Below are 11,467 nucleotides of genomic sequence, written 5' to 3' on the forward strand. Positions count from 1 at the left end.
GTTTGTCATCAGTCTGAAAATATCAATATTTTGCTATTGATATAAAAAGATTGAGGCTACGTAATGCTTATTTGATATAAAGAGCAGATAATTATTGGAAAATAATAGTCTTTTTAAAAATTAGTGATTAGAATAACCAATTCGTTGCGTTGGTTATTGGAGGGGCTATATTTCGTGAAGGCTATAAAACCATTCTATTTTATTCTTTTCATATATGTCGGCTGTTTGGGTATGATTAACCACTCAGTTGCTAATGAGCTTTCTCAAATTCAGCAAAAGATTAACCAACAGCAAGCTAAAATTAGAGAACAAAAGCAGAAACGAGATTCACTTCAATCTACTCTAAAAAATCAGGAAATTCAGATTAGTAATGTCAATACTCAATTAAAACAGATTGAAACAAACTTAACTGAAATCCGTCAAGTTATTCGTCATACTGAGCAAGAAATTAAACGTTTAGAAAAGCAAGAAATTGAGCAGAAGGAGAAACTGAAGGAACAATTAGATTCTGCATATCGCTCTGGTATTCATCCTTCTGTTTTAGAGCGTTTATTATCGGAAGAAGCTAAAAATGCAGATAGAATGAGTGCTTATTATGAACATATGAACCAAATTCGTATTGATGCCATTAACGAACTACGCAAAACTCAAGATGAGTTAAAACTCCGCCGAGATGAGTTAAAAAAACAGCAATCAGGGCAACAAACTCAGCTATCGGAACAGAAAAAGCAGGAAAAAGAGCTACAAAAAGTTAAAAATCAGCGTGAAAGTACGATTCGTTCAATTGATAAGACCTTAGAGCAAGATCAAAGTCGTTTAGACGCGTTGAAAAATAATGAAGCTGCCTTACGCCGTCAAATTGCACAGGCATTGAAAGAGTCTGAACAAGTAGAAAAGCAAGAAATTGCTAAATTAGAGCAGAAAAAGAATTCGGAAGAGAAACGTCAAGCCACTGAAGAAGAGAAGCAGCAAGTTCGTGCTGGGGCAGGGTTGTCAGGTAAGTATGCAATGCCTTTGACGGGTAAAATCTTAAATCGTTTTGGTTCTACTCAAATGGGGGAGCTTAAATGGGATGCCATTGTGATTGAGGCAAAATCAGGTGCTCCAGTTAAAGCGATTGCAGGCGGTAAAGTTGCTTTAGCGAGCTGGCTTGAGGGCTATGGGCAGCTAGTGGCAATTGATCACGGTAAAGGCGATATGTCTTTCTATGGTTACAATCAATCTATTGCAGTGAAAAAAGGGGCGAGAGTTCAAGCAGGGCAAACTATTGCCTATGCAGGTAATTCTGGAGGGCAGAATCGCTCGGCACTTTATTTTGCTATTCGCCGTAAGGGCGTTGCAGTTAATCCATTGAATTGGGTTCGTTAGTATGCAAATGATGAAATATAAGCGGTTTGTTATTGCTGTTTTTTTGCAAATTTTTGTGGCGATCTCACCGCTTGCTGTGGCAGGGAAATTAGCTATTGTAATTGATGACATCGGTTATCGAGCAAGGGAAGACGATGCAATTTATAATTTACCTAAAGAAGTCAGTGTCGCAATTATCCCTGTTGCACCTTATGCCACAGCGAGAGCAAATAAGGCTTATGCACAAAAAAGAGATATTCTCATTCATTTGCCAATGCAGCCACAGAATAGTGCTCAGTTAGTTGAGGCTGGGGCGTTATTTGTGGGAATGGGGGAAGATAAAGTTGCTCGTTTAATTGAATCGGCTCGAATGCAAGTTCCTTATGCGATTGGTTTAAATAATCATATGGGCAGTAAAGCCACAACAGATCGACAAACAATGGAACACTTAATGAAAGCGTTGTCTGCTCAACAGCTATTCTTCCTTGATAGTAAAACCGCAGGGAATAGTGTTGCGGCGAAAGTGGCAAAAGAGTTTGGTATTAAAGCATTAGAGCGTCATATTTTTTTAGATGATAGTGATGCACTTGAAGATGTGAAAAGACAGTTTCAACAAGCAATCTCGTATGCGAGAAAAAATGGTTTAGCAATAATGATAGGGCATCCAAGAAAACATTCCATTGCCGTCTTAGAAGCTGGATTATCAAATTTACCTGATGACATTCAATTAGTGAGCTTAAGTAGCTTATGGCGTGGTGAGAAAATTGAGCCTGTGAAACCATTCAGCATTCAGTTTGTCATAGAGCCTGCATTGAGTTCTGTACCGCCATTTAATACCGTTCCATTATTGCGTGGGCTACCGAAAGAATAAATAAGTGGTCAGATTTAAGGAAATTTTTACCAAATTAGTGAGATAAGAGCCAATATAATGAAAACAAAACTCTCTATTTTCGCGTTATTGACGTTGACAACATTAACTGCTCAAGCAGAGCAGACTGTTTTATTGCGTGTGGAAGGGATTAAAGATAAAGATCTTTACGCTAATGTGCGTGTCTATTTATCACAGATCAGTAATGATGAAGCAGATGGATCGGAACGTTATCAACATCGTGTTCAGCAAGCAGTGGATAAGGCATTGAGAGCATTGGGATATTATAATACCCAGTATCAGTTTAGTTTAACGCCACGTCCTAACCCACAAAAAGATCTCTTAAAATTGCAAGTTCAGTTAGATAAGCCTGTGAAACTTGATGAACGTGATGTTCAGATTACAGGAATGGCGGCAGAAGATAGTGATTTTGATAATCTCAAAAAATCAATTCCAGCTAAAGAAACGGTGCTAAACCACGAAACTTATGAGAATTTTAAAAGTAGTGTTGAGAAATTAGCACAAGCTCGAGGTTATTTTGATGGGCAGTGGCAGGTTCATCGTTTGGAAGTGTACCCAAAGGAGCATACGGCAGATTGGCGTTTAAGCTATGACAGCGGAATACGTTATAAATATGGCAATATTGCCTTTGTGAATAGCCAAATCCGTCAAGACTATTTAGAGAATATTCTTCGCATTAAATCAGGGGATTATTATCACTTAACGGATCTTTCTAAACTATCTAGTGATTTCTCATCAAGTAACTGGTTTACGTCTGTTTTGGTTGAACCAGAGATTCACGAGGCGGATAAAACCGTAGATTTGAATGTGTTGCTACAACCACGCAAGAAAAATGATGTAGAAATTGGAATTGGTTATGTTACGGATATAGGTCCTCGTTTACAGCTTAATTGGAAAAAGCCTTGGCTCAATGATCGTGGGCATAGTATAGAAAGTAACACCTATATTTCTAAGCCAGAACAATCTTTTGAGTTTGGTTATAAGATCCCGATTAAAGCTCATCCAATCAATTATTTCTATCAGTTTTCAGGTGGTTTAGAGCGTGAAGATCAGAACGATACCAAATTTACAGGGGCACATTTAGGTTTTCAACGTTTTTGGAATCACGAAACAGGTTGGGCTTTTTCCTTAGGGTTAAAAGCACGTTATGATGCTTTTGAGCAAGCTAGTCAGCCTAAAATTAAAACATTATTGCTTTATCCAACGGCATCATTAAATCGTACGCGTAGTGATGGAAATCGTTTTCCACTTTGGGGGGACTCACAAAAAGTAACACTAAATTGGGGAAGTAAAATGTGGGGCTCTGATGTGAATTTTTACAGTGCGAAAGCTTCAACTGCGTGGGTAAGAACTTATTTTACAAACCACCGTTTTTACTTTAGAGCGGAAGTCGGCTATTTAAATGCCAGTGAATTTAAGCGTATTACACCTGCATTACGTTATTTTGCAGGGGGCGATATGAGTGTTCGGGGCTTTGGCTATAAAGATATTTCGCCTAGAGATGAGCAAGGTAAATTGACAGGGGCATCGCATTTAATGACAGCCAGTGCAGAATATCAATACCAAGTTTATCCGAATTGGTGGGCGGCAGCTTTTTATGATACAGGGCTTGCAGCACGTCATTACAAAGGAAAAGAGTTACATTCAGGTGCAGGCGTTGGGGTTCGATGGGCATCACCAATTGGAGCGATTAAATTAGATATTGCAACGCCAGTAAGATCGCCAAATAATCAAAAAGGCATTCAATTTTATATTGGTTTAGGTTCAGAACTTTAAGAATTAAAACAAAATGGACGACAAAAAATTTGAAAAGCCCGATGTGGCAGAACAGACAGAAAATGTAGAACATCAGCCTAAAAAGCGTAAATGTCGAATTTTCGCTTGGTTTTTTGCAATTATATTTCTCATCATTGCAATTCCAGTGGCATTGTTAGCGACAGGAAAAGGTCAGCAGATGGCATTGGAATTTGTTGCAAAACAGCTCCAAGGGCTATCGTTTAGTAAAGTAGAAGGCTCGTTACAGGATGGTTTACGTCTATCTGACGCTCAGTATCAAATGGACGGCGTTGATGTGCTACTAGGGCAAGCAGATTTACATATTGGCTTTCAATGCTTATTGGATAAAAAAGCGTGTTTAGAAAATCTCGCTGTTAAAAATGCAGTTATTGCAATTGATACGAGTAAACTCCCCGTTTCTCAGCCTAAAGAAAGTGAGCCTTTAGGTAAGGTTGAGCTACCTATCCCAGTTTCATTGAAACAAATTAGTTTGGATAATGTACAAGTTAAAGTAGATGAAATGGATATTACGTTGGAGCATTTCCATTCAGGGCTTAACGGAGAAGGCTCGAACTTGACACTCTCTCCAACTTTGGTTAAAGGGCTAACACTTTCCTTGCCAGCACAACAAGCGGTGAGTTCTGAGCAAAAAAATACCAAAAAAGAGAATAAGCCAACCCAGCCAGTAGATTGGCAAGAGATTAAGCAGAAACTCTCTCAACCATTATTGACTAAATTAGATCCTATTCAATTACCGCTTGATCTGAATATTCCTGAATTTAACGCAGAAAATATTCATATTGAGCAGAAAACGAAAGATCTTGATGGCAAGATACAAGAGCCAATTTCATTAGTTCATATCTCGGACGTTGAGCTTGTCGCTAAATCAGATAGCACTTCCGTAGATTTAACAACGCTCTCAGTAAAAACAGATAAAGGAAATATCTCAGGAAAGGGAATATTAACCTTATCAGAAAACTACCCATTATCTTGGCAACTTAATGCAAATTCGTCAGAACTAAAAGAGTATGGTTTACCAGCAAGCCAAGTCAATGCAACTGTATCAGGGGAGTTATTTGGTAAAACAGAACTTGATATTCAAACTGAAGGTGCTGTTAATGCCAACATCAATGGATTTGTAAAGCTGGCAGAGCCAAAAACGCCTTTGCAATTGCAGATCCAAAGTGAACAGGTGACTTATCCGTTTATTCAAGAGAAAGGAGATGATCCTTTAAAACTTAAAAATATCGCCCTGTTGTTGTCTGGCGATTTGTTAGATTATCAACTAGAAACTAGCCTAGCAATGAGCGGAATGAATTTACCAGCGGGCGATCTTGCTTTGAAAGGCAAGGGGGGATTAACGGAATTTACTTTGCAAGATCTTAATCTCAATGCTTTACAAGGCAAGGCTCATTTGAACGGTAAAGTTGATTGGTCTAATGGAGTTGAATGGCAATCGACACTTAATGTAAATGGTATCAATACTAAAACATTGTTACCTGAATGGGCGGCTGTATTATCAGGTAATCTTGTCTCATCAGGTTATGCGGCAAGAGGTGAGAAAGGCGATGAATGGGCCGTAAATGTGTCTGACATTGATATGCAAGGTAATCTGTTTCAAAAGAATTTACAACTAAAAGGGGAACTCAAATCAGATAGCCAAACGTTGTTAAATGTCCCTAATGCAACGCTAGTTTATGGTGAGAATAACATTGCGTTAAAAGGTATATTAGGTGAAAAATCAGATTTTATTGCCGAGATTAAAGCCCCTAATTTACAAGGGTTAGTGCCAAATTTAAAAGCGAGTGTGAATGGTAATGTTAAATTACAAGGTAAAGTCACTGAGCCTGAGTTAAATTTAGATTTAACCGCAAATAATGTAAGTTACGAGCAATTTGGCTTACAGCATTTGACTGCCAAAGGAAAGGTTACGACTGAACAAACAATTCAAGGTGATGTTGAGATTGGTTTACGAGGTTTTAAACAAGGCGATATTCGTATTGATGATGCAACGTTAGTTGCAAGTGGTAGTGAAGCAAATCATAGTCTAAAACTGACCGCTAAGGGCGAGCCTGTTGGGGCAGCATTACAGCTCACAGGTAAATTTGATCGAACAGCACAACAGTGGCAAGGGCAATTAGCAAATATTGCAATTCAATCTCCTGTGGGGGAATGGAAGAACGATAAATCGTTACAAATTAGCTATGATAATCGCAAAATTCAAGCCGATATTTCTGCACATTGTTGGCATAATCCTAAAGTTAATATCTGTTTCCCACAACGTTTCCAAGCGGGTAAAGAGGGGAAAGTCCCTTTTGAAATTAAGCAATTTGATTTAGCGACATTGCAGGAATTTTTAGAAAAAGAGAGCCAAATTTCGGGGATTGTTGCTGCAAAAGGCGATGTGGCTTGGTTTACGAATAAAGCACCACAAGTGAATGTAGAATTAACATCTAATGCGGTGAAATTTAGTCAAAAAATGGATTATCGAACTTTCCCAATTACGTTATCGCCAGTAAAAATTGTGGCGAATTTGGCGGATAACAATTTAAAGCTGAATACGGATATTAAAATTGAAAATAATGGGCGTATTGACAGTGAATTATTGATGAAAGATATTGCCAATGCCCGTTCTTTATCAGGGAAAATCAATATTGATCATCTTAATTTGTCTTTAGTTAAACCACTTTTGACCAATGGAGAAACGGTAACAGGGGATATCAATGCCAATTTAACTCTTGGTGGCAATGCGTTATCGCCGTTGTTGTATGGGAATTTGAATTTAACTGGGCTTACTGCTCGTTCAGCGATGATGCCATTTGATGTAACGGGTGGGAATTTAGCCTTAAATTTCAATGGTGCATCTTCAACCTTAAACGGTAATGTTCAAACTAAAGAAAGTAACTTGCTTTTAGAAGGCGACGCAAATTGGAAGAAACTTGATGCGTGGCATACGCGTGTTACTGCTAAAGCGAATAAATTCCGCGTTGATATTCCAAGTATCGCAAAAGTAGATGTTAGCCCGAATATTGAAGTAAAAGCGACTCCGAAAGAGCTGGTTCTGAGTGGGAATGTTGATATTCCTTGGGCAAGAATTGAAGTTGAAGAATTACCAGAAAGTGCGGTAAGTGTGAGTGCAGACGAAGTGATTATGGATGGCTCTGCTAGAAATAAACTCGCTAACAAAGTTGCTACTTTACCTAAAAATGTGCCACAAACAGGCTCAGGTATGGCAATTAAAGCAGATATTACAATCAATATTGGTAATGATGTTAGACTAGATGCGTACGGATTAAAAACAGATCTTTATGGAATACTGAAAGTACGACAAGGCAGTAAAGGGCTTGGCTTGTACGGGCAGGTAAATTTGAAAAATGGAACTTTTGCATCATTTGGGCAAGATTTAGTGGTGCGTAAAGGGTTAATTTCTTTTACTGGATTGCCATCACAGCCAACCTTGGATATTGAAGCAATTCGTAACCCTGAAGCAATGGAAGATTCTAGTATTACTGCTGGCGTTAAAGTAACAGGGATTGCAGATTCTCCAGACGTAAAACTGTTTTCAACCCCATCAATGTCTCAAGATCAAATTCTCTCTTATATCTTAACTGGGCGTAGTTTAGATAGTGAAGGGGGGAATGCGGGTAACTCTATTGCAGCTGCATTGATAGGAATGAGTTTATCAAAAAGCAGTAAAGTAGTAGGTGGCGTTGGGAGTGCATTTGGGATAAGTGATCTTAATGTTACAACCGCAGGAATTGGCGATAACACAAAAGTCGTTGTCAGCGGTAGTCTTACGCCTAAATTTAAAGTCAAATATGGTGTCGGGATTTTCGCACCATTGACGGAATTAACCTTGCGTTATCGTTTGGCTCCAAGTCTTTATTTACAATGGGTGTCAAGTGTCAATCAAGCGGTTGATTTGCTTTACCGTTTTGAATTTGATTAAGCTGAACTGTTCTCAAGGGTAAACATATTTTATAGGAACATAAATTTTAATTATGGATAAGCAACGACAAAAACAGCTACAAAAGTGGCTTAGACAGCAACAAAAAATTGTCAAAAAATGGCTTTACTTAAATGTACTATTTGGCACATTTAGTGCATTGCTCATTGTGGGACAGATGTGGTTTTTAGCATCAATGTTACACAAAATGATTATGGAACAGCAATCGCCCACCAATTTTATGGGGGAGTTAGGTTTATTACTGGGGTGTTTTATTGGTAGAGCATTACTGTTTTGGTTGCGTGAGCGAACTGGTTTTCAAGCAGGGAAAACCCTGCGTATTCATCTACGTCAGCAAATTTTAGATAAACTTGCTCAAGTCGGCCCAATGACTATTCAACAAAAACCAGCAGGAAGTTGGGCTGCGTTAATGCTAGAGCAAGTCGAAAATATCCATAATTTCTATGCTCGCTATTTGCCTCAGCAATTTTTATCGCTGATCGCACCGCTTGTGATTCTTTGCTTTGTTTTTCCATTAAATTGGGCGGCTGGTTTCATTTTATTTATTACTCTGCCACTGCTACCGATTTTTATGGCTCTTGCAGGTTTTAAAGCTGCTGATGCTAATCAACGAAACATTGGAGTGCTTTCTCGTTTAAGTGGTCAATTCTTAGATAGTTTAAAAGGGCTTGAAACCATTCGCCTGTTCGGGCAAGCTGAAGCTCAAACAGAGCAAATATTTAAACGCACCGAAGAGTTCCGTATCAGTACAATGGATGTACTTAAAATGGCGTTCCTTTCGTCTGCAGTACTGGAATTTTTTACTGCAATTTCCATTGCGGTTATGGCAGTTTATTTTGGTTTTATCTATTTGGGGGAGTTAGATTTTGGCTATTATGATGTGGGTGTGAGCCTGTTCATTGGGTTCTTTTGCTTGATGTTAGCACCAGAATTTTACCAACCATTAAGAGAATTAGGCATTTATTATCACGATAAAGCGGCTGCAATAGGGGCTGCTGATAGCATTGAAACATTTTTAACGGCTGATGTATCAACACAAACTAATGGCTCTGTTTCATTACCAAATCAGCCATTAAGTATAATTGCGACCGATTGTCAAATTTTATCACCGCAAGGACAGCCTTTAACAGCACCTTTAACTTTATCTATTTTAGCAGGACAACATATTGCGTTAGTTGGGCAGAGTGGGGCAGGTAAAAGCTCTCTAATGAATATGCTACTTGGTTTTTTACCTTATCAGGGAAGTATTAAAATTAATGGTGTTGAATTACGTGAGTTAGACATCAAACAATGGCGAGCTTCACTGGCGTGGGTTGGGCAAAACCCACAGTTGATAAAAGGGAGCTTACGAGACAACATTATCCTTGGTAATCCACAAGCTACCGATGAACAAATCAGCGAAGCTCTGCGTTTATCTAAGGCTGATGAATTTGTTTACCGCTTAGGGCTGGAGCGTGAAATTCAAGATGCTAATATGGGCATTTCAGGTGGGCAGGCACAGCGTATTGCGATTGCTAGAGCATTACTTCGCTCTTATCAATTCTTGTTGCTTGATGAGCCGACGGCAAGTTTAGATATGCAATCGGAACAGCAAGTATTAGCCGCATTGCATCATTTAAGCCAGCAACAAACAACCTTAATGATTACTCACCGTATTGAAGATCTAAAACAGTGTGATGAAATTTGGGTAATGAAACAAGGGCAGATTATTCAGCAAGGCAAATTCACAGAGCTTGAGCAACAAGGTTTCTTCGCAGAATTATTAGGGAACCAAGAACTGCTTGGAAATCAAGATATAAGGTAAAATAGATGCGTTCACTTTTTCCATTTTTAGCGTTATACCGCAACCATTTGGGACTATTAGCTTTAGGGGTTATTTTAGCTATTACCAGTTTGGCTGCAAGTATCGGTTTATTAAGTCTATCAGGTTGGTTTCTTGCGGCATCAGCATTGGTAGGTTCAAGCCTGTTTTTTAATTTCTTTTACCCTTCAGCAGGCGTACGTGGATTAGCGATAGGGCGGACTGTCTCCCGCTATTTTGAGCGTTTAGTCACCCACGATGGCACCTTTAGGGTATTGGCGAATTTAAGAGTGGAAATTTTCCGAAAGCTCATTCCGCTTAGCCCTGCTAAACTAAGCCGTTATCGCCATAGTGAGTTGTTAAATCGACTTGTAGCAGATGTCGATACTCTGGACACCTTATATTTAAACCTGCTATCGCCATTTATCAGTGCGGTAATGGTTATTCTTTTTATGGGGATTGGGCTTTCGTTTATTTCGCCTTTATTAGCCTTAGTTATTTGCGGTACATTGACCGCTTTATTATTTGTGTTACCTACTTTATTTTATCATCTAGGGCAAAAACTAGGCAAAGTTGCAATCCACTCACGTGCTAATTACCGTAGTCAATTTATTGAATGGGTACAGCTAAATGCAGAATTTTTACTTTTTGGTACGCAATCCCAAGCGAGTGAGAAATTACGTCAAACAGAACAACAATGGTTAAATGCACAGAGTAAAGAGAGCCAATTAAGTGGCTTATCTAATGCTATTTTAATTATGGCGAATGGTATTTTAATGACTGTGGTTATCTATCTCTCAGCCGCTGCGGTTAATGTGCCAAGTGCAGAGCATCCTAAAGCATTGATAGCACTTGTGGTATTTTGTGTACTTGCATCGTTAGAAATTTTAATGCCGATAGGCATTGCTTTCTTACATTTAGGACAGGTGATTGCTTCGGCTGAACGCTTAACAGAAATTACGACCCAGCAACCGCTAGTCAAATTTACAGGTAATGCAAAATGGCAAAATATAGCAGAAAACCAACCGCTTATTCGTTTTGAACAAGTTAATTTTGCTTATCCCGAACAAGATGAACAAGTCTTACGACAACTTTCATTTAGCATCGAAAAAGGGAAAAAGGTTGCCATTTTAGGCAAAACTGGCAGTGGGAAATCAACGATTTTCCAACTATTAGTTCGCAACTATGATGTAACAAGCGGTGAGATTTGGCTTAATCATTGCAAATTAAGCGAATTTTCTGAAAATACCTTAAGGGAAAAGTTAGTGGTATTAAGCCAAAGAGTACACATTTTTAGCAACACTTTGCGAGAAAATCTATTGATGGGAAACCCACAAGCAGATGAACAACAGCTTATAGCAATATTGGAGCAAGTTGGCTTGGCGTATTTACTTGAACAAGAAGGGCTAAATTTATGGCTTGGCGAAGGTGGGCGACCGTTATCAGGTGGCGAACAGCGTCGATTAGGTTTAGCTCGTTTACTGCTGAGCAAATCAGAAATTGTATTGTTAGATGAGCCAACGGAAGGATTGGATCGAGAAACCGAGCAGCAGATTCTACAAATTATCCTTACACATTGCCAACATAAAACGTTATTGATGATTACGCATCGCCTAAATGGTTTAACGCATTTTGATCACATTTATAAAATTGATAATGGGCAATTATTCGGTATTATGTAGCAGTT

The 11,467-nt window shown here is 38.8% G+C and carries 6 protein-coding genes; all 6 read left to right on the forward strand.

The annotated features are described in order from the left end of the window. Positions 1–231: 231 nt before the first annotated feature. From envC to cydC, 6 genes are read left to right on the forward strand one after another with little or no spacing between them, the layout of a single operon-like run. Positions 232–1,368: a murein hydrolase activator EnvC gene (gene envC, locus A1D25_RS06625; protein WP_157394908.1), complete on the forward strand. Its 1,137-nt coding sequence runs from the start codon at positions 232–234 to the stop codon at positions 1,366–1,368. 1 nt (position 1,369) lies between these two features. Continuing rightward, complete coding sequence (locus A1D25_RS06630; RefSeq protein WP_157394909.1) at positions 1,370–2,218, forward strand: divergent polysaccharide deacetylase family protein; 849 nt, start codon at positions 1,370–1,372, stop codon at positions 2,216–2,218. Positions 2,219–2,275: 57 nt separating this feature from the next. Next, complete coding sequence (gene tamA, locus A1D25_RS06635) at positions 2,276–4,012, forward strand: autotransporter assembly complex protein TamA (protein WP_157394910.1); 1,737 nt, start codon at positions 2,276–2,278, stop codon at positions 4,010–4,012. 13 nt (positions 4,013–4,025) lie between these two features. Beyond that, positions 4,026–7,961: an autotransporter assembly complex protein TamB gene (gene tamB / locus A1D25_RS06640; RefSeq protein WP_157394911.1), complete on the forward strand. Its 3,936-nt coding sequence runs from the start codon at positions 4,026–4,028 to the stop codon at positions 7,959–7,961. A 52-nt stretch (positions 7,962–8,013) separates the two neighbouring features. After that, positions 8,014–9,783, forward strand: coding sequence for a heme ABC transporter permease/ATP-binding protein CydD (gene cydD, locus A1D25_RS06645; protein WP_157394912.1), 1,770 nt, complete (start codon positions 8,014–8,016; stop codon positions 9,781–9,783). A gap of 5 nt (positions 9,784–9,788) precedes the next feature. Continuing rightward, positions 9,789–11,462, forward strand: coding sequence for a heme ABC transporter ATP-binding protein/permease CydC (gene cydC / locus A1D25_RS06650; RefSeq protein ID WP_157394913.1), 1,674 nt, complete (start codon positions 9,789–9,791; stop codon positions 11,460–11,462). Positions 11,463–11,467: the final 5 nt, after the last annotated feature.

Origin of the sequence: Ursidibacter arcticus (assembly GCF_009761375.1) — a bacterium.
GTDB lineage: Bacteria > Pseudomonadota > Gammaproteobacteria > Enterobacterales > Pasteurellaceae > Ursidibacter > Ursidibacter arcticus.

What these genes read in the sequence shown, in the direction of transcription:
- cydD (WP_157394912.1), top strand. Translation starts at nt 8,014, where the DNA reads ATGGATAAGCAACGACAAAAACAGCTACAAAAGTGGCTTAGACAGCAA.
- envC (WP_157394908.1), top strand. Translation starts at nt 232, where the DNA reads ATGATTAACCACTCAGTTGCTAATGAGCTTTCTCAAATTCAGCAAAAG.
- tamB (WP_157394911.1), top strand. Translation starts at nt 4,026, where the DNA reads ATGGACGACAAAAAATTTGAAAAGCCCGATGTGGCAGAACAGACAGAA.
- tamA (WP_157394910.1), top strand. Translation starts at nt 2,276, where the DNA reads ATGAAAACAAAACTCTCTATTTTCGCGTTATTGACGTTGACAACATTA.
- A1D25_RS06630 (WP_157394909.1), top strand. Translation starts at nt 1,370, where the DNA reads ATGCAAATGATGAAATATAAGCGGTTTGTTATTGCTGTTTTTTTGCAA.
- cydC (WP_157394913.1), top strand. Translation starts at nt 9,789, where the DNA reads ATGCGTTCACTTTTTCCATTTTTAGCGTTATACCGCAACCATTTGGGA.